The sequence below is a fragment of the Hymenobacter sp. R533113 genome (assembly GCF_056835965.1).
Window position 1 is genome coordinate 45,136 of the sequence record NZ_JAKWBD010000011.1, and the last position, 16,786, is coordinate 61,921.

General features: G+C 54.3%; 18 protein-coding genes. 7 read left to right on the plus strand and 11 right to left on the minus strand.

What is annotated here, in order from left to right; all coding sequences use genetic code 11:
* Positions 1–289 precede the first annotated feature (289 nt).
* Complete coding sequence (locus MKZ35_RS07230; RefSeq protein ID WP_482512562.1) at positions 290–766, minus strand: family 1 glycosylhydrolase; 477 nt, start codon at positions 764–766, stop codon at positions 290–292.
* On the minus strand, positions 736–1,695 hold the full coding sequence (locus MKZ35_RS07235; RefSeq protein WP_482512563.1) for a glycoside hydrolase family 1 protein: 960 nt from the start codon (positions 1,693–1,695) through the stop codon (positions 736–738). Before MKZ35_RS07235 ends, MKZ35_RS07230 begins: the two co-directional genes overlap by 31 nt.
* 572 nt (positions 1,696–2,267) lie before the next feature.
* On the opposite strand from MKZ35_RS07235, the gene MKZ35_RS07240 reads away from it, so the two are divergent.
* Both MKZ35_RS07240 and MKZ35_RS07245 read left to right on the plus strand, forming a co-directional pair.
* The gene (locus MKZ35_RS07240) at positions 2,268–2,426 is read left to right on the plus strand and encodes a hypothetical protein (RefSeq protein WP_482512564.1); all 159 of its coding nucleotides are present in this window, start codon (positions 2,268–2,270) and stop codon (positions 2,424–2,426) included.
* Positions 2,427–2,530: 104 nt separating this feature from the next.
* Positions 2,531–2,740: a hypothetical protein gene (locus MKZ35_RS07245; protein WP_482512565.1), complete on the plus strand. Its 210-nt coding sequence runs from the start codon at positions 2,531–2,533 to the stop codon at positions 2,738–2,740.
* Positions 2,741–2,882: 142 nt separating this feature from the next.
* Here the strand turns inward: MKZ35_RS07245 and MKZ35_RS07250 are convergent, their stop codons facing one another.
* The 4 genes from MKZ35_RS07250 to MKZ35_RS07265 form a co-directional block, all read right to left on the minus strand.
* The gene (locus MKZ35_RS07250; protein ID WP_482512566.1) at positions 2,883–3,473 is read right to left on the minus strand and encodes a glycosyltransferase family protein; all 591 of its coding nucleotides are present in this window, start codon (positions 3,471–3,473) and stop codon (positions 2,883–2,885) included.
* Positions 3,467–3,880 (minus strand): glycosyltransferase family protein, encoded by a 414-nt coding sequence (locus tag MKZ35_RS07255; protein WP_482512567.1) that lies wholly within the window; start codon positions 3,878–3,880, stop codon positions 3,467–3,469. The genes MKZ35_RS07250 and MKZ35_RS07255 overlap by 7 nt, the downstream gene beginning before the upstream one ends.
* Positions 3,881–4,118: 238 nt before the next feature.
* Positions 4,119–4,991, minus strand: a complete 873-nt coding sequence (locus MKZ35_RS07260; protein WP_482512568.1) for a UDP-2,3-diacylglucosamine diphosphatase — start codon at positions 4,989–4,991, stop codon at positions 4,119–4,121.
* A 43-nt stretch (positions 4,992–5,034) separates the two neighbouring features.
* A complete protein-coding gene (locus MKZ35_RS07265) occupies positions 5,035–5,220 on the minus strand; it encodes a hypothetical protein (RefSeq protein ID WP_482512569.1) in 186 nt (61 codons plus the stop codon).
* Between the two features lie 189 nt (positions 5,221–5,409).
* On the opposite strand from MKZ35_RS07265, the gene MKZ35_RS07270 reads away from it, so the two are divergent.
* Positions 5,410–5,994, plus strand: coding sequence for a hypothetical protein (locus tag MKZ35_RS07270; protein ID WP_482512570.1), 585 nt, complete (start codon positions 5,410–5,412; stop codon positions 5,992–5,994).
* Positions 5,995–6,210: 216 nt separating this feature from the next.
* Here MKZ35_RS07270 and MKZ35_RS07275 read toward each other — a convergent pair whose 3' ends face one another.
* Positions 6,211–6,735 carry an NUDIX domain-containing protein gene (locus tag MKZ35_RS07275; RefSeq protein ID WP_482512571.1) on the minus strand — a complete coding sequence of 175 codons (525 nt, stop codon included), beginning with the start codon at positions 6,733–6,735 and terminating at the stop codon, positions 6,211–6,213.
* A 217-nt stretch (positions 6,736–6,952) separates the two neighbouring features.
* Between MKZ35_RS07275 and MKZ35_RS07280 the strand changes: the two genes are divergently transcribed.
* Positions 6,953–8,371, plus strand: a complete 1,419-nt coding sequence (locus tag MKZ35_RS07280) for a DEAD/DEAH box helicase (protein WP_482512572.1) — start codon at positions 6,953–6,955, stop codon at positions 8,369–8,371.
* 129 nt (positions 8,372–8,500) lie between these two features.
* Positions 8,501–8,986, plus strand: a complete 486-nt coding sequence (locus tag MKZ35_RS07285) for a hypothetical protein (protein ID WP_482512573.1) — start codon at positions 8,501–8,503, stop codon at positions 8,984–8,986.
* Positions 8,987–9,139: 153 nt separating this feature from the next.
* Here the strand turns inward: MKZ35_RS07285 and MKZ35_RS07290 are convergent, their stop codons facing one another.
* From MKZ35_RS07290 to MKZ35_RS07300, 3 genes are all read right to left on the minus strand, one after another.
* Entirely contained in the window at positions 9,140–9,319 is a 180-nt protein-coding gene (locus MKZ35_RS07290) for a hypothetical protein (protein WP_482512574.1), read from the minus strand.
* Between the two features lie 846 nt (positions 9,320–10,165).
* Positions 10,166–10,801, minus strand: coding sequence for a helix-turn-helix domain-containing protein (locus tag MKZ35_RS07295; RefSeq protein WP_482512575.1), 636 nt, complete (start codon positions 10,799–10,801; stop codon positions 10,166–10,168).
* Positions 10,802–11,188: 387 nt separating this feature from the next.
* Entirely contained in the window at positions 11,189–12,946 is a 1,758-nt protein-coding gene (locus MKZ35_RS07300) for a L,D-transpeptidase family protein (protein WP_482512576.1), read from the minus strand.
* Positions 12,947–13,227: 281 nt separating this feature from the next.
* Here MKZ35_RS07300 and MKZ35_RS07305 point away from each other — a divergent pair, with 281 nt between their 5' ends.
* Both MKZ35_RS07305 and MKZ35_RS07310 read left to right on the plus strand, forming a co-directional pair.
* Entirely contained in the window at positions 13,228–15,042 is a 1,815-nt protein-coding gene (locus tag MKZ35_RS07305) for a M1 family metallopeptidase (protein ID WP_482512577.1), read from the plus strand.
* Positions 15,043–15,207: 165 nt separating this feature from the next.
* Positions 15,208–16,128 (plus strand): cyanophycinase, encoded by a 921-nt coding sequence (locus MKZ35_RS07310; RefSeq protein ID WP_482512578.1) that lies wholly within the window; start codon positions 15,208–15,210, stop codon positions 16,126–16,128.
* A gap of 70 nt (positions 16,129–16,198) precedes the next feature.
* On the opposite strand, the gene MKZ35_RS07315 is transcribed toward MKZ35_RS07310, so the two are convergent.
* The gene (locus MKZ35_RS07315) at positions 16,199–16,681 is read right to left on the minus strand and encodes a hypothetical protein (protein WP_482512579.1); all 483 of its coding nucleotides are present in this window, start codon (positions 16,679–16,681) and stop codon (positions 16,199–16,201) included.
* Positions 16,682–16,786 lie beyond the last annotated feature (105 nt).

The window sequence follows — 16,786 nt, forward strand, 5'->3', positions numbered from 1 at the left end:
AAACAGGCGCTCATGCAGCGGCGGAGCCGAAGCATCTCGCGTGCGGTCGTTGTGGTGCTATCTATCGGTAAAGAGGCCGTCATGCTGAGCGGAGCAAAGCGAAGTCGAAGCATCTCTACCGCTGTACTAACCTCAATCGTTGCTCAATGAAGCGGTAGAGATGCTTCGACAAGCGGACGCCAGATGCAGCATGACTGTCCTGTTAGGTAGCAACATCAGCACGCGAGATGCCTCGGCTCCGCCTCTGCATGACGTTCTAGAGAACCACATAGAGTTAACGCCTTACCACTCACACCATTTTGCCCGCCAGCAATTCTCCGTACCAGTGGCCGGAGTCTTTTATGGTGCGCTGTTGGGTGTCGTAGTCCACGCGCACTAGGCCGAAGCGTTGGTGGTAGCCCTCGGCCCACTCAAAATTATCGGTGAACGACCAGGCAAAGTAGCCATCCACCGGCACGCCTTCGCGCTTGGCGCGCAGCACTTGGGCTATGCAGGCGCGCAGGTAGGCCTGGCGGGCAACATCGGGCACGCGGCCGGCTATTAATTCGTCGGGGAAGGCGGCACCATTTTCGGTGACGAGCAGGCGGGGGGCATTTTTGTAGCTACTGAACTGCTTGAGCATGTGGTAAATGCTCTCGGGGTACACCTCCCAGCCCATGGTCGTATGAGGCACGCCGCGCTGGGCAGCGCCTACCAGCTTAGCCCACACCAGCGGCACGTAGGGCGAGTGCTGCACTACCTCGCGGGTATAGTTTTGAATACCCAAAAATCAAAGTCGAAGGGCAGCCGCTGCTCGTCGCCGGGCTTTATGTAGCGGTCGAGCCAGCCGAGCACGGGCGCTTCGGCTACGGGGTAGCCCAGACCCAGGGCTGGCTCCACAAAAAGACGGTTGAGAATGGCATTGGCGCGAGCCGTAGCGCGCTGGTCGCGGCTTAGATGAGGGCGCCAGGGCGTGAGGTGAGAGCAGGAAAACGTGGTACCGATCTGGGCGGTGGCGGGTAGGGCGGCACGCAACGCCCTCCCTCCTTCGGCCTGAGCCAGAGTGGCATGGTGGGTGCTCGATAAAAAGGCCCCCAGCCCCCGCCGACCGGGCGCGTGAATGCCAATCATGTGGCCCGCGCCCGTAAATACCATGGGCTCGTTGAGCACCATCCAGTGCTGCACCCGGTCGCCGAGCCGGGCGGCCACATGCTGGGCATAGTCGGCAAACCAGCCCACGATGCTGCGGTTGGTCCAGCCGCCGCGCTGCTGCAGGGCGGCGGGCAAATCCCAATGATAGAGCGTGGGCCAGGGCGTAATTCCTCGCTCCAGGCAGCCATCAACCAGGCGGTCGTAAAAATCCAACCCTTTGGTATTCAGCGTACCTGTTCCCTGGGGAAGTACCCGCGACCACGCCAGCGAGAAGCGAAAGTTGGGGATCTGGAGCTGCTGCATCAAATCCAGATCGGTGGGCCAGCGGTAGTAGAAATCGGTAGCTATCCGGCCGTGCGAGTTGTCCCTGATTTTCTTGGGCCGCCGCACAAATTCGTCCCAGATGCTGGGGCCTTTGCCATCCGTGTCCCAGGCACCCTCAGTCTGGTAGGCCGCCGCCGCCACGCCCCACCGAAAATCAGAACCAAGATCAGCTCGGCAATAGGTCTGGGGGGCATTTTCAGGAAAGAAGGCAGCGGGTAAGGCAGCACCTAATGCAGGCATTCAGACAACAGCTAAGGTAAGCAGGCAGCGGCGCGCAGACCACGTAAAGTTATTGGCCTTATACGCGTATTTTTGGTTGAGCATACGTTTTTTGGTTAAGCACACGGCTGGGCTGGGCACGAAGATGAAGCCCTGACTTACGCCGAAAAGCAACTTTCGGCCCGGGTACAGAGTTTTCAATTCTTTGTAAATTGCTTTATTCGGCACAGCATGACTTATTGAAGCAACTTGTTATCATGCTTTGCAGCCATAAAAAACGCAAGTCGGTTGACGCAAAAGCAGCGTATGCGTCACCTGCTATACTTTAAAGTCGCAGATTTGGGTTGAGCCTTACTCGTGATATGAAAGGTAAAATTGGCCGTTTCTTCGCCGTTTAACTTCCCAGCTATGAATATGAATGCCCTTTTAGGAATCATAGGGCTTAGTTTGCTCGTATTTGTGGCGGCATTTGCTATTGGTCGCCTCAACCGGGCAACTCCTGCTTCTACCCCTCAGCCCCTTAACCAGGTAGTGAGCGCGCGCAGGCCTGCCCCAACCCCTCTGCCGCCCTGCGGGCAAAAATTCAGGATTCGGTGGCCGCTGTGCTGCTGGCGCAGACCTCTTCTCCTGCCAACACCATTGATTTAGAGGCAGCTACCGAAGCTGCCGACGATAAAATCGGGCCGGCCGCGAAGTTGGTTTTGCCCCCAAGGCCCCTGCGGCTCCTCCCAGGCCGTCCGCAGCTGAACTAGCGGCTGCCCGGCAGCGAGCCGCAGAAAACCGAATAGCCGTAGCGGCGCGCCAGGCCCACGCCGACCAGCTGCCCGATGACTTTAAAAAATATTACGCCCAGGAGTTGCCCGAAGACGCCATTTCAGATGAGCTAAACGTGCGGGTCCGCGTTGGGGGAGAACAGGCGGAGGTCATCACTCTTTCTTCGCCGTCTTTCAATGCAGAAAACAAAAACTTCGTGCTCCAGCAAGTACGCAGTGAGCTGACAGAGTTAGGCTTCAAGCAAGTGTACATCACAGATGGCAAAGGCTTCACAACCAAAGTCCGCTTATAAAGGCATAAAGCCGAGTAGTTTTACCATTTGTATAAAGTAAGAGGGCAGCCGGAGTGCGTATTGGCCCTGGAGTTTGAAACAACTCGAAATACGTAAAGCCTACCCCCACTTTGTTCCGCGCCCCAATTTTGCCCCCCAACGCCTATTTCAGGTGTTCGCGCAGCAGCTTGTCCAGCACAGCGGCTGTTTCGTCGGGATAGTTTACAGGAATAGGCTCCCCAAGCTGCAACCATTGGTCGAGGCCATCGAGGTGCTTGTCCTTGAGCCCTTTCACTACGGGCACGCCCATTTTGGCCAGCGCAGCGGCGTTGCAAGCCTGCTCATACTGGTTTTTCATGGGCACCACGGCCAGCTTTTTTCCCAAAAACAGTGCTTCAGCGGGCGTCTCGAAGCCTGCCCCGCAGAGTACGCCGCCGCTGCGAGCGAGGCTGTCGGTGAAGGCCGCGCCGCTCACGGGGCGTACGCGCACATTGCCGTACTCAGCCTCCTTTTGGCTGTGCTTGCTGAACACTTCCCAGCGCGTAGTGCGACTGAGGTAGCGCAAGCGCTGCACCAGCGTCGCCTCGTCGTAGGCCGGCAGATACACCGTGTAATGCTCCTCATTCGTAGGAGTCAGGGCGCGCACCTGTCCCCGGATAACGGGCGTGTGCGTGCCGGCATCGTAGCGTTCGAAGTGAAAGCCGTAGTGAGCTGTGGCGGGGGCATAATGACGCAGCACCGTGCGACCTACCACATCGGGGCGCTTGGGCCGGGGGCATTTCTGGTGAGTACGGCACTCTGGTGACTTAGCGCAATACAAGGCACATGGCGCAAGCGGCACGCCCACGCCGACACGGGCTCGAAGTCATTGATAACCAGATCATACTGCTCTACGGGCAATTGGCGCATCTCACGCACAAAAGCGGGAGCATTTACTTGTCCAAATGTTTTGGTAAAGCTGATGCCGCCGCTTTTGCCAAATACGAACCCCATGCCGTGAAACTGATACTGCACCGGAAATGGCAAAGCCAGGTCGGCGGGCGGGCCGCTCACGAGCACATCGAGGTGGGAAGCACGCTCCTGGAGCAATGGAATAATATCGCGGGCGCGGCTCAGGTGGCCGTTGCCGGTGCCTTGAATGGCGTAAAGAATACGGGGCAAGGGTAGATTTTTTGAGGGTTGAAAAGAAGAGAGCAACTGCTGAGCTAGCAGCCCCCTGCTAGTTCGGCATTTATTTGGGTTATGTAAAAAGCAGGCTGATTAACAGGGACAAGTATGAGGCTTTCAGGGTAGTACGACTCCAAAGTCGTACTACCACTATCGTTGCTGATGTTGGCAAACGCCTGAGGTCGTTTACCGATAGTGGTACTACGACAGAAAAAGTAGTAGTGCCACCATCCTACTTCCCACTCATAATTTCCTCAAACAGCGCCGCTTCCAAAGCGCCGGCAACCTCATAGGTATCAGAATCCGTTTCCGCTTCGGCGGGCTGCTGCATGAGCGGATCGTCGGCGTAGCGGTAGAGTTGCCAGCCCGTGTCGGCGCAGTATTCCAGGGCGGTCAGGTTTTCGACCCAATCCCCGGAATTCAGGTAAGTCACTTCGCCTTTCTGCGTGGCAATGGTCTTTATTTCGGGGCAATGAATGTGCCCGCAGGCCACGTAGCGGTAGCCCTCGTCAGCGGCAATGCCGGCGGCGGTTTGCTCAAAGTTGCTTACCAGACTCACGGCACCTTTCACTCTGTCTTTCACCGCCTTGGACAACGCTACGCGGGGCCGTCCCATTTTCTGCAACATGAAATTGACGAGCCGGTTGAGCAGAATCAGCGCGTCGTAGCCCTGGGCGCCCAGCTTGGCCAGCCACTTGGAGTGCTGCATGGTCACGTCGAACACGTCGCCGTGGAAAAGCCAGACTTTGCCGTCGCCGGGCAAGTCGAGCACCAGCTTATTGGCAATGCTGAGGGCCCCCAAGCGGGTGCCGGTAAATTTGCGCAGGAGCTCATCGTGGTTGCCGGTGAGGTAATGAATAGGCGTGCCTTTGGCCGCCAGGCCGGCCAGGTGGCGCACCACGCGCATGTGCGAAGCGGGCCAATAGCTTTTGCTGAACTGCCAGATATCTACAATATCGCCGTTGAGTACCAGCACTTTAGGCCGAATACTTTTGAGGTAGCGCAGCAGCTCTTCGGCGTGGCAACCGTAGGTGCCCAGGTGCACGTCGGAGATGACGGCTACGGCGACGCGGCGGCCCTTGGCGGCTTTCTTTTTCTTTCCCATTAGGCGGCAGTGCGGTGGTGTTGGGCCAGAGATGCCGGTGGCGTCAAGTGCCGGCCGCTGGGGGGCAAAATCCTGGCTTTCGCCGCCGTGTGCCCACCGAAGCTAAACGGAAATTGCCCCCAGCGAAGGCGCGCAGCCCAAAGGCCACGAGCAGTGCCACTTGGCAGAGTGCGTACGCCAACCACCGAACCAAACGGCGCAGCAGCGGCAGAGTAACAGGAGCGTGCATAGGCCAAAGCAGGTTTACCCGCCGCAAAGGTCGGAGCGGCCTATGACGCTAGGGTTATGCAGGTATTATGGGTTTGTCACGCTTTTTGCTGTGGCGCTGCTACCCTGCCAAGCTTGAGCTTTAGTCGCTGCTCCTCTCCTGCTTTTACACGCGCTACCGCGCACTCCATTTCCTTTCTTATTTATTCCCATGAAAAAACTTTTACTCCTCTGCTGCCTACTATCATCTTTCGCTGCCACGGCCCAAAAAAGCCAAAAGACCAAGGAAAAAGAGAAAGAAAAGGAAGAGCGCAAGCAGCGCTACATGATTCCCCAAAAGGATAAAGACTGCGCCTATATCTCCAACGTGACCAAAAACACCGGCGAAGACTCGGAAGCTGCTGGCACCGCCACGCGCCTGGCTTATCGCCCCTACGAGGAGCTACTGACCGAAATAAACGCCCTGCGGAAGATGAACAACTGGGCCGATACCACGTATCAGCGCCGCTTCAACAGCCTGCCCGCCGGCGGTAACCTGGTGATAACCATGTATCGGCGCGGGGCCCAGAATGCCGACCCCAGCCTGCTCACCATCACGGCCAAGAACAAAGCTGGGGAAGAGGTGTACAACCAAACCCCTACAGCTGGCAACGGCCGCTTCTGGAACCGCGACCTGTACAAGAGCGAGCGCACTATTCCATTTGTTAAAACCGAAACACCCCAGCCTCTCACCGTCATCATCACCGACTCCAAGCTCCAGCAGAACTTCGAGTACGTGGTAACTCCGCAGGGCTAAGGTTAAATCCAGTGACGGCCTCTCAAACTAGAGCTATACTAGGCAGCTAGTTCCCCTCCTTAGCTAAGGAGGGGTTAGGGGTGGTTGGCAATCATTGAACAGTTTTTTTAGAACTAGCTCTAGCATCGTTCTGGCGTCTTCAACCACCCCTAACCCCTCCTCAACTGAGGAGGGGAACTAACTTTCTAGTTCTAGTTTAATAGGCTCCCACTTGGGTTATCTATTCGCCTTGCGCAATTGCGCCCACTGCACGGCTATGATGGTTTTGGCATCCTGAAGGGGCTCGGCCAGCAACTCTTCCCAGCTAAATTCCTCTGCCGTCAGCTTTTCGCCCTCGCTGGCCTCACCGCCACCGGGGGCGATTTTTTGACTTACCTCGGCGTAGTAGATGGTAATGCGCTCCGAATTGGCCCCCGGAGAAGGGTACATCTGGATTATTTGCTCTAAATGATCAACTTTGTAGCCTAATTCTTCTTTGATCTCACGACGCAGGGCCTCCTCCGGGCTCTCACCTTCCTTGTCGAGCATGCCGGCTGGCAACTCTAGTACGTCGGCCTCGGCGCCTACTCGGAACTGACGGACCAGCAGATAGCGTTGGCGGGTGGTATCCAGTACCAGGGCCGCTACGGCCTTACCGGGCTCGAACCGGATGCGCTGGTACTCCTCGGAGCCATCCTGCACCGTGAGTTGACTAAGTTTGTAAAAGCCTTCGTAGAGGATTTTCCGGTCCTTTATGAGCATAGGTCGTAAGCTTGGCGTGTAAACGTTGGATTTTATCGGAAATAACTGACCCAGGCGCGGCGCCTGGCTCTGGTTATACGTTCAACCGCCGCAACCCGCTACCGCTTCCGGCTCCGCTGGGGGCTTTTTTCTCTTTTTCGACCGGTTTTTAAGCCGCGTTTTTGTCGGCTGCCGCCTACCGTACTTAGTATAGGGGTGGCTCCTTTTATCTTTTTCAATGTCATTCGACGAACTCAATCTGATTGATCCTATCCTCCGTGCTTTGCACGAGGAAGGCTACACCACGCCCACCCCTATTCAGCAGCAAGCCATTCCGCAGGTGCTGGAAGGCCACGATTTGTTGGGCGTTGCCCAAACGGGCACCGGCAAAACCGCCGCCTTTACTGTTCCTATTCTTCAAATTCTAACCCAGACGGCCAAAGTAGCGCACGTGTCGCACTCGCGCATTCGCTGCCTGGTGCTCACGCCTACCCGCGAGCTGGCCATCCAGATCGGCGAAAGCTTCGCCGCCTACGGCCGTCATTTGCCTTTGCGTCATACCGTTATTTTCGGTGGCGTGGGTCAATTGCCCCAAACCAACGCCCTGCGTCGCGGCGTGGAAGTTCTTATTGCTACGCCCGGTCGTCTGCTCGACTTGATGAACCAAGGCTTCGTGGACCTGCGCCACGTAGAAGTATTTGTGCTCGACGAGGCCGACCGCATGCTGGACATGGGCTTTATCAACGATATCAAGCGTGTTCTGCCTAAGCTGCCTACCGCTCGCCAGACGCTGTTCTTCTCGGCCACTATGCCTGGCCCAATTCAGGAGCTAGCCAGCACTATTCTGAAGCCCAACCCGGTGAAAGTTGCCGTTACGCCCGTGTCAAGCACGGCCGACACGGTTTCGCAAGCTGTGTACATGGTCGATAAGCACGACAAAGCCGACCTGCTGGAGCATTTGCTCTCTGACAAGAATATTCGGCGGGTGCTCGTCTTTACGCGCACCAAGCACGGCGCCGATAAAGTGGTGAAAACCTTGGTGAAGGCGGACATTGCCGCTGAAGCTATTCACGGCAATAAGTCGCAGAACCACCGCCAGCGCGCTTTATCCAACTTTAAAGCCGGCAGCATCCGCGTACTCGTTGCCACCGACATCGCCGCCCGCGGCATCGACGTGGATGAGCTGACCCACGTCATCAACTACGAAATCCCCAACGAGCCCGAAACCTACGTGCACCGCATTGGTCGCACGGGCCGGGCTGGGGCCAACGGTATTGCCCTCTCTTTCTGCGAAGACGAAGAGCGCGCTTACCTCCAGGATATTCAGAAGCTGATTCGTCGGCAGATTGACGTGGCTACGCACCCTTACCGGTCCACTGCTATTGCACCCGTGCTACTGAATGGCCGCGAATCGATTCAGCGTCCGAAAGGTCCCGCTGGTCGGCCCGCCCGCCCCGGCCGTGACGGTGGCGGTCGTGCACCGCGTGCTGGCGCTGAGGCTTCGAGCCGCGGTGACCAGGGCCATTCACGCCCAGCCGCTGGGCCTCGCTCTTCTTCCCGGCCCGCTGGTGGCGAACGCTCCACCAGTGGCGGTAACGGTAGCAGCGGTGGGGGGCAAAATCGTCGTCGCTACGGCAGCGGCGGCAATGGCCGATAAGCACCCCTAATAACTTAAAGCGGGGCCGACGATAAGTCGGCCCCGCTTTTTTATGAAACAAAACGGTGTTCATTCGCCTTATAAACCCGGAAGTCTTCCAGTACTTGTCTTAACCCGATCTACTCTCTTATGGCTAAGAGCACTCTTCCCGTCATTCAGGCCCTGCGCAATACGGCTCAGCGCCTTGCTACCCAGGCTCCTTATCAATGGGGCCACATGGGCAGCTGCAACTGTGGCCACCTTGCCCAAACCGTCACGCGCCTTACGAAAGCTGAGATTCACGCCCGCGCTATGCAGCGCTACGGCGATTGGGAGCGGCAGCTCATCGACTATTGCCCCACCAGTGGCCTGCCCATCGACCAAACCATCGATGAGATGCTGGCTCTGGGCTTCTCCCGGCAAGACCTCACCCACCTAGAACGTCTCGCCGATCCCGACATCCGGGCGGCCATCCCTTTCGAGCGGCGCAACGCCCTGCGTCACAACCAGCGCGACGACGTGGTGCTCTACCTGCGCACCTGGGCCGACTTGCTGGAGAACAACCTTCTGGCCGGCATCAGTCTCCCCGATTTTGCCCCCAATCTGCTCCGGCACCTACCACCGAGCAATTGGTAGCGGCGTTGGTCAGATAATGTCCGACTTCCCTTTCGAGGGCAAAACGAATAGCAACGCAGAAGCCCCATCTGACTTAAGTCGGGTGGGGCTTCTGCATTATATCCTGAAGGCTATCTAGTAAGCTAAGGCAGGCCGCTGCCGAGCTTCAAGCGACTACTGTTGAATGGAAGGTTCGCTGCTCTGTGCCTTGCGGTACATCTCCGTGCGGTGGGCGCGCTTGTAGGCCGCATCGGCGTTAGGATCTTCCTCAGCATTTGGGGGAACTGAGCAAGACGTCGTCATAAGGAGCGAGGTACAGGAAGCAAGCAGCAGAAGCAGACGGAATTTTTTCATGCTCCAAAGGTAAGCACCCCCATCAAAACTCCCAACTGCTATGCTAGGCATTGGCTTAAGTTAATCAGAACCTACCATTACAAAACTTAGCTAACCTTTTGGGTCACCAACGATGCAAGCATCTGCTTACATGAAGGAGTGTTCTGTTATGTCCACAGTCAGATAACATTTGACAACTGCCTCTCAAACGATTCTGGATATCAAGCTTTGGAGCAGTAATTTTTGAGTGGCCCTTGTTCCATACTTGAGTAACCCTACTTTTTTCCCGGTTTCCTCACCACCTGCTAACTCTATTAGCGTGCTACACAGTTAAGCTTACTTTGACTTTTCTCACAAAAAGGCTTTGTCAATAGTGTTAGCATTTATATCAAAATGCCTAAACAAAAAGTATCGGTTTATAGAAAGGAAACTTTAGCATATAAACCATAAAATAGCAAACGTTTATAACTACCATAATTATCCTTATCTTAACTAGAACACAAACAACATAAACATCTGATTTTAAGTTTGTTAATTTAGTAATATATACAAAATCATATTAATAAGGAAAGTGTGGTACAAACTATACTTTTTCTTATTCAACTGATATCGATACCATACATATAAGCAGCTTAATCAGCGCGTTTAGAGGCCTTGATTATAGTACGTTAAGCAGGGAAACAATAATTGTATAGCAACCAGTATAAAACCACTTATGAAAAGGATAAGCCCCAAAATGAAACCAGTAAGTTATCGACTATCTAACGGTTAATAAGGCATGCATCATGCCTTATTAAGGGAATCACAGCTAATAAGACAGGCTGCGTTGGCGCCTATATACACGTCTTTTACAACGACAAAAGCACCTTAACCCAGCATCTCTGGCTGGTATGCAGAAAAGGTGCCATCGTGGTAAAAGATGACGATGCGACGAATTATTTTGCCCGGCTCGGCAAAGGCAGATAACATGTCGGGAGCAGCAGATGAGCTTGGCGCAGGCACAGTTGCGCTCTGGGGGGCATTATGAGGAACTGCTACGGCAGCCACTGGTGGGCTGGGGGCTGCAGCCTCCGAGGCAGGCGGATCAATGCGTGGAGCCTCTGACGGCGCAGCAGTCGGCGCTGAAGAAGTTACTACGGGAGGCAGCTCGGTTGCTGGTTGAGGCGGAATTACAGGAGCAGTTGACGGAGCGGCTAACGGCTCATAATCGCGCTGTGCAGGTCGTTTAGCTCGCCTAGGTTCTGCTGGAGGCGTTGGATTGGACGCGGCACCTGGAACTGCTACAGCTTCGGCAGCAGCCAGCATAGGTCCCTGTCCGCTCAGCAGCCAAGGCAACGACAAATCTGGGAAGGCAGCAATTATCTTTTGCACCACTTCCAGGCTAGGTTTATTGCGACCACTAAGCACATGGCTAATAATAGGACGCGCCAGACCCAAAGCATCAGCAAATTGAGTAGGGCTCAATTGTCGGGCTTGCAAAATCTGCCGAATGCGCTCAACCATAATAAGTGACACAGTAACGATTTACAAATGTACGATTATAAGTGAATCATGGTCACATCTCCTTGCGCGTTACATTTATAAACTATGTGTAGTTCGTTCGTTACTAATGTTAATACAACTGTCTGATTTATTTGCAGTTTATAAATGTTAATCTTAGACTGTCTCAGCGTTTGGCCTCTTATTAGGGGGCTTTTCTCATGATTATTGCTAACTGGATTTAAAGCTGCTCCTAACAGGTTCCGAGAGTAATTATGAGTGTGGATCAATAAAGTGGTAAGCCATTAGAGGCAGCAAAAAGCCCCCCGCAACTCCTAGCTGCGGGGGGCTTTTTGCTATCCAGAAAACCTGTCTAATCTCCTAGAGAAGATACAGGCTGGAAAGGAATTTTTAGTTGAAGTATTGCTTCGCTAACACCTTATCGTGGCCATAAATGTCGTCGCGGAAATGAACGCTTCCGTCTTCGCTCACCCAGGCAGTGAAGTAGACTAAGTACACGGGCAGCTCCTCATCCAGCGTCACGTACTTCTCTTTGCGGGCTTGGATAGTATCCAAGATTGTCTCCCTGTTCCAGCCGGGCTTGTTGCGGAGCAGGTATTCGGCCAGCTTGATGGGCTCCTCTACCCGCACGCAACCATGACTAAAGCCACGCTTGGTTTGATTGAACAGTTCGTCGTTGGGGGTGTCGTGGAGGTAAATATCGTCGGAGTTGGGGAAGATAAACTTGACCTCACCTAAGTCGTTTTTGGGACCCGGACGACGACGTAGCGTATACTTAAACGTCTTCTCGTTTACGTTGGTCCAGTCAATAGAACCGGGGTCGACGGGTACCGCTTTGGCCCCATATCCCTTTACCACTTCCATATCCAGGTGCTCCAGGTAGCCTGGATTGTTAGCCAGTTTGGGCGCCAGCTCTTTCTGGATAATGCTCATGGGCACATTCCAATAAGGCGACAAAACGACGTACTCCAGCTTATCGCTGAACACCGGCGTAGCATTTAAAGTCTTGCCTACGATCACCCGCATATTGAACACTTCCTTGTTGTCTTCAATAACATGGAGCTTATAATCGGGAATGTTGACCAGTAAATAATCTGGCTCAAAGCGCTTCGGAATCCAGCGCCAACGCTCCATGTTCAGCATGATCTGATCGATGCGATCCGCCAACGGCACATTGAGCAGACGCAGAGTTTCGCCTCCAACTACACCGTCAGCCTTAAGTCCATTTTGTGTTTGAAAGGCCTTTACGGCATCTACCAGTTCGCCTTCATAGATAGCGGCTGGAGTCGTATTAGTAGTTGATGTGGTAGCGTTACCATTGTTAGTTACGGGCTGCACCGGGGTAGCTGCGGGCTCAGATTTGCCCCCCAGCAGACGCTGCTGCAACTGCGCAACGGCCGGTGATGAGCTTCCAGGCCTTAGCTTAGTTCCGGCTGGAATAGTGGGCCAGCCACCATTGCGCTGCAACGCCCGATAGTCAGCCAACGCTTTCTTCAGGGCGTTGTACTCCGGGTGAAGCGGCTCAAATTCGTAATAAGGGTAAGTGCTTTCGCGCTCCTGAAGAATAGTCAGCAGGGCCTTGTGCAACTTGATCTTGTTGCGCTTTACCCGCCAATCTATATTCTTGACTTCCTGTGGACTTACTGTTCCCCGATAAAAATCGGAGGCCCAGTTGAAATACGTGCTCGACAAGGCCACGTCAATCTTCTTTTCCAGGGCATTACGTTTGGTCGAGTCTGATTGCACCGCCTCCAGATCAGCAAAAAGCTTATCAAAGTCCTTGATTTTATAGTCTTTAGGATCTAATCCTTCGTCAGCGGCTTTTTCGAGAACCCCGAGCATCATTTTGGCCTGAGGAACCAGCTCGTGGTTCCGAAACCAGCCTAAGCGGTAGTCCCGCTCTTTATAAAACTTTTTGCCCCAATCAGTATGCTCCTTAAAAGCGGGCTCGGCGCCCATCTGTTGAATTACATAGGTGCTGTCAAGCGTTGGCTGAGGGTCGCCAGCTTTAGTGAGCGCACCGGGGAGAGCGTCTTTAATCTGAGCCTTCTGGTCTTGACTGCATGATGAGGATAGGGTGAGCACCGTAAGGCCCAACAGCCAAACCATGAAGGTGGAGAGAAAAGAAAAGCGAACGAGAGATTTCATATGTAAATAAAGAAGCGGCGGAAAACGCATTTAGTACCAAGCTAGCTCATCAACAAAACCTAGCTTAAGATAGGTCCTGTTTGGCGGCTTGGGCGTTCTACTGCATTCAGACCCGCGAGGTTTCCATGGGGTTCCAAATTCGCCTCGGTTGGCAATATACATGTTTTGCTTCCACACTTGTATACCGCGTTGCCGTGCGGCAGTGAGGGTTTTGGCTACCTTTACCTTTCCCACCCTACTTTTTAGGTTGAAGAATAAAACGCACTTTTTGAATTTTGCCAATGCCTACTTCCACTGCTCTTAGCTCTTTCTCCGCGATTGATCCTCACAGCTACGCCCGCCCTACTGAAGCTCGTGTCCATCACCTGGCGCTTGAGCTAAGCGTAGACTTTACTGCGCAGACGCTCACGGGGCAGGCCACCTGGCAGTTTACCAACCCGAGCGGTGCCCCCGACCTTCACCTCGATGCACGGGACCTTCAGATAGAGGCCGTGCTGCTCGACGGCCCCGATGGATCTGCTACCACGTACGAGTTGGGAGCCCCCAACGCGGTACTGGGCCAAGCCCTGCGCATAGCCATCATGCCGGCAACTACCGCCGTCACTATCCGCTACCAGACCTCCCCCGAAGCAGCGGCTTTGCAGTGGCTGGCCCCAGTCCAAACCGCTGGTCGGGAGCAGCCCTTTTTGTTTACCCAGTCGCAGGCTATTCTGGCTCGCACCTGGCTGCCCTGCCAGGACTCGCCCGGCGTGCGCTTTACTTACGAAGCCTGGATTCGGGTGCCAGTCCGTCTGTTGGCGCTGATGAGTGCGGAGAACTCGCAATCGAAGGAGCCCCAAGGCGAGTACCACTTTCGCATGACGCAGCCCATTCCCGCCTATCTCATGGCCCTGGCCGTGGGCGACCTGAGCTACGCTCCCATCAGTGCCCGCACTGGCATATACGCCGAACCAATTACCCTAGCAGCGGCCGCCTCGGAATTTAGAGATCTGGAGAAAATGGTAGCTACGGCCGAGGCTCTGTATGGTCCATACCGCTGGGAGCAATATGATCTGTTGGTTTTGCCCCCCAGCTTCCCATTTGGTGGAATGGAGAACCCAAGATTAACATTTGTAACTCCCACCGTCATAACTGGTGATCGTAGCTTAACCAGTTTAATAGCCCATGAGCTTGCGCATTCCTGGTCTGGCAACCTGGTTACAAATGCTACCTGGAATGATTTCTGGCTAAACGAAGGCTTTACCGTTTACTTTGAGCGCCGGATTATGGAGAAGCTATATGGTCCGGCCTACGCTGGTATGCTCCAGATGCTGGGCCATAATGCGCTGCTCCATACCATTGAGGAAATTGGCCCCCAGAGTCCCGATACTCACCTCTATCTTAACCTTGCCGGCCGCGACCCTGATGAAGGGCTTAATGATATTGCGTACGAAAAAGGCAACTATCTCCTCCTCACTCTTGAGAGCCTAATCGGTCGCCCCCGCCTCGACGCCTTTATTAAGGAGTACTTCGCCCGGCACAGTTTTCAGAGCATGGACACTATTTCCTTCGTGGGCTATCTGCGCAGCGAGCTATTAGAACAGGAGCCTGGCTTGGAAGAAAAGCTGCAATTAGACGCTTGGATCAACAGCCCTGGCATCCCGAGTGTGGCACCAGCAATAGCCTCCGAGCGCTTCGCGGCCGTTGATGCCGCCCGCCGGCAGTGGCAGCGCGGCACACCGGCCGCTGACTTAGTCGTTTCGGAGTGGAGCACGCACGAGTGGGTATATTTTATACAAGGGCTGCCCGCCGATTTATCCAGGGCGCAAATTGCGGAGTTGGATGCCGCCTTCGAGCTCACCCTATCCGGCAACGCCGAAATTCTGACGGCTTGGTTACCGGTTGCTTTGGCGGCCGGCCATCTGCCAGCCGAGGAAGCTACCCAGCGTTTTTTGCTCCGCGTGGGCCGGCGCAAGTTTCTACTGCCCCTGTATAAAGCGCTACTAACCTTACCCGATGGAAAGGCTCGGGCCCAGGCTATTTATGCCCGCGCCCGCCCAAACTATCACGCCGTAGCTACCAGTACCTTCGATGCGCTTCTGGGCCGCCCCGTTTAAGGCTTAAGAAGAAAAAGGCCGAAAGTGGGAGGTTTGAGCAGTTGACTTGTTACTTGACTAACTCCCCCGCTCTGGCCGCGGAGTCAGCTGGACCCTGCGTGGCCCGAAGCTTGCTTGAATTTGGAGCTGACTGCTCTGTTGTTTTTTGTGTTGAACTAGTCTAGAATGTTGGTATTGGAAAATCTAAAACCTCTCGGCAAACTAATTGCCATCGGTGGCAATGAAGATAAAGGCACCTACCCCAACCCTCGCACCAAGAAGAAGTACTACCTAAACTTCTTTGAGCTGGGGATTCTGAAACGGATAGTAACCGAATCGGGCAAAGCCGACCCGCGCATTGAGGTTATTACCACGGCTTCCATGATTCCGGAAGAGGTGGCCCGCATCTATGTGGCTTCCTTCGCCATGCTCAACTGCCTCAACGTGGGGGTGTTGGATATTCGCGTACCCGAGGATACCGACCGACCCGAGCACCTGGCCCGCCTGCGCGACGCCGACATACTTATGTTTAGCGGGGGCAACCAATCCCGGCTCACGGAGATGTTCGGGAATACCGAGTTTCTGCGCGTTCTCACGGAGCGATATCAACAACACGCCAATTTCATCATCGCTGGCACCAGCGCCGGCGCCATGGCTATGTCAAAGGTCATGATTCGGGGCGGCAGCGTGCCCGATGCGTTGATGAAAGGGGCTGTTAAGATTGGAACCGGGCTGGGCTTGATGTCAAAAGTTATTATCGATTCGCACTTCGTGAAGCGGGGCCGCTTTGGTCGCCTCATTGAGTGTGTGGCCCTGTATCCCAAGCTGATTGGTATCGGCTTGGGTGAGGATACCGGCGTCCTCATTACGGAAGGCAATCTGATTGAAACCATCGGCTCCAACTTGGTTGTGATAATGGATGGCCATAACTTGGAGCATAATAATGCCAGTCTGGCAAAGAAAGGCGCTGCCCTCTCCATCGAGAACATGGTGCTGCATGTGCTGGTAAAAGGCAACGTCTATAATATTAAGGAGCGCAAATTTTATCCAAGCAAGGAAATTTTGCCCCCCGTTGCATCGCCCAAGCCTAAGTCGGCCGTTTCATAGAGGCCTGTCTGATTGCATGCAAAAGGCCGCTCTTCCTTGGGAGAGCGGCCTTTTGCATGCAACTGCTTTATCAGTTAGCCAATTTTTGCGAAGGCGGATACACTAAAATAAAACTTGATGGATGTAGCATTCTATGCAGTAGTCTCAAATGCGTATTAAAGTCAGCGCTCCCTGCATCTGCTGTTCGATGCTTTTTCTGGACGGCAACTATCGCAGCTTCCCATTCTATTCGCTGTGGCTCCAGCTCCTGCAGTAGCTTCTGGATGGGAAGCTCATACTTCTGGGCCAATGAATCTGCTGGATTATAGATAGCACTAAACTGTTCAATTTCCCGCCGACGTCGAGCAAGTTTGCTAGCCTGATCAGTTGCCGGAAGCAAACGACTCGTTGCTCGGGAGTCAGCTTGTAGTTTATCTGTCTTTGCTCGATACTCAGCCAAAAGCTTCTTATCGGCCGCTGAGAGGTCAGCTTCCAGCTTTAACCGTTGGTCCTGAATAGCGGGCATTATACTATTACCGTAGTACAGACCTATTTCTTTAATCTCAGGAGTCATAGACCTGGGGGGCAAAATCATTTGTGCCCAAGTAGTTGCACTCAGCAACAGACTAACCCACAGCAGAACACATCTTAAGACATTGGTTTTCATTTGATTAAAATG

Excerpts from the sequence above, each read along its gene's own strand:
- MKZ35_RS07235 (WP_482512563.1), bottom strand. The coding sequence starts at position 1,695 with ATGCCTGCATTAGGTGCTGCCTTACCCGCTGCCTTCTTTCCTGAAAAT.
- MKZ35_RS07290 (WP_482512574.1), bottom strand. The coding sequence starts at position 9,319 with ATGAAAAAATTCCGTCTGCTTCTGCTGCTTGCTTCCTGTACCTCGCTC.
- MKZ35_RS07265 (WP_482512569.1), bottom strand. The coding sequence starts at position 5,220 with ATGCACGCTCCTGTTACTCTGCCGCTGCTGCGCCGTTTGGTTCGGTGG.
- MKZ35_RS07315 (WP_482512579.1), bottom strand. The coding sequence starts at position 16,681 with ATGACTCCTGAGATTAAAGAAATAGGTCTGTACTACGGTAATAGTATA.
- MKZ35_RS07295 (WP_482512575.1), bottom strand. The coding sequence starts at position 10,801 with ATGGTTGAGCGCATTCGGCAGATTTTGCAAGCCCGACAATTGAGCCCT.
- MKZ35_RS07285 (WP_482512573.1), top strand. The coding sequence starts at position 8,501 with ATGGCTAAGAGCACTCTTCCCGTCATTCAGGCCCTGCGCAATACGGCT.
- MKZ35_RS07270 (WP_482512570.1), top strand. The coding sequence starts at position 5,410 with ATGAAAAAACTTTTACTCCTCTGCTGCCTACTATCATCTTTCGCTGCC.
- MKZ35_RS07305 (WP_482512577.1), top strand. The coding sequence starts at position 13,228 with ATGCCTACTTCCACTGCTCTTAGCTCTTTCTCCGCGATTGATCCTCAC.
- MKZ35_RS07275 (WP_482512571.1), bottom strand. The coding sequence starts at position 6,735 with ATGCTCATAAAGGACCGGAAAATCCTCTACGAAGGCTTTTACAAACTT.
- MKZ35_RS07310 (WP_482512578.1), top strand. The coding sequence starts at position 15,208 with ATGTTGGTATTGGAAAATCTAAAACCTCTCGGCAAACTAATTGCCATC.
- MKZ35_RS07280 (WP_482512572.1), top strand. The coding sequence starts at position 6,953 with ATGTCATTCGACGAACTCAATCTGATTGATCCTATCCTCCGTGCTTTG.
- MKZ35_RS07260 (WP_482512568.1), bottom strand. The coding sequence starts at position 4,991 with ATGGGAAAGAAAAAGAAAGCCGCCAAGGGCCGCCGCGTCGCCGTAGCC.
- MKZ35_RS07300 (WP_482512576.1), bottom strand. The coding sequence starts at position 12,946 with ATGAAATCTCTCGTTCGCTTTTCTTTTCTCTCCACCTTCATGGTTTGG.